Raw genomic sequence first — 813 nt, 5'->3', positions numbered from 1 at the left:
CCCTCTCACAGAACCGTACGTACGGACCTCGTATACGGCTCCTGCATACCCATGTTCAGCTCTGCGCTGAACACATACCCTGTCCTTACATGCTCAAGATTCACCAGACCAAGTTCGTCGAACCATTTGTTTGGCATCGCGTAGCTTGCCAGTGGACTCGCTGCGTTTCGCCAGCTGGTCATACTTATCAGCTTGAATGGTGACTTATAGCCTATCTGCCTCAGCCTCCGATGCAGCCGTCTTGGCTTCTTCCATAATCTCAGCTGTATACTCCGCAGTCTGCGTCTTAGCCATGCGGCTATTTTCTTGAGTTCCCTGCTGGCATTGGCTATTCGAAAGTACTGACTGAACCCTCTAAGTATTGGGTTCAATTGCTTGATGACTGTGCATAATGGCTTTCCGCCATTCCGCTTGGTCATCTGCTTGAGCTTGCCCTTGAACCCTGCCAGTTTCTTGACCTGAATGCGGGTGTATTGACTCCCGATTTCAACCCCAAGGAACTTCACCCCGCCATCGCTGTGTGCGATGTGCGATTTGGTTTGGTTCACGGTCAGCTTCAGCTCTTGCTCCAGTATCTTCGTTGCTTGCCTGAGCGCATTCTCTGCGCCGGCTCTGCTTCGACAGAAGATCAGGATGTCATCAGCATAGCGGACTATCCGGTGGTTGCGTTTTCTCATCTCCTGATCGAACGCATCCAGGTAGATGTTCGCTATCAGCGGACTGATCACGCCGCCCTGCGGACTCCCTGTTTCGGTCTCTTGCCATTGCCCACCGACCATGACTCCGCTTTTCAGGAACTGCTTGATAAGTTCC

General features: G+C 52.3%; 1 protein-coding gene. It reads right to left on the bottom strand.

Annotated elements, in window-relative coordinates:
• Positions 1 to 5: 5 nt before the first annotated feature.
• Positions 6 to 813, bottom strand: an 808-nt coding sequence (locus tag C9I89_RS22260) for a reverse transcriptase domain-containing protein (RefSeq protein WP_245905544.1), incomplete at its 5' end; no start/stop codon positions are given.

It is taken from the genome of Photobacterium lipolyticum, from assembly GCF_003026475.1.
GTDB lineage: Bacteria > Pseudomonadota > Gammaproteobacteria > Enterobacterales > Vibrionaceae > Photobacterium > Photobacterium lipolyticum.
The sequence above is the reverse complement of the archived record's forward strand: the minus strand, read 5'-3'. Positions and strand labels throughout refer to the sequence as shown.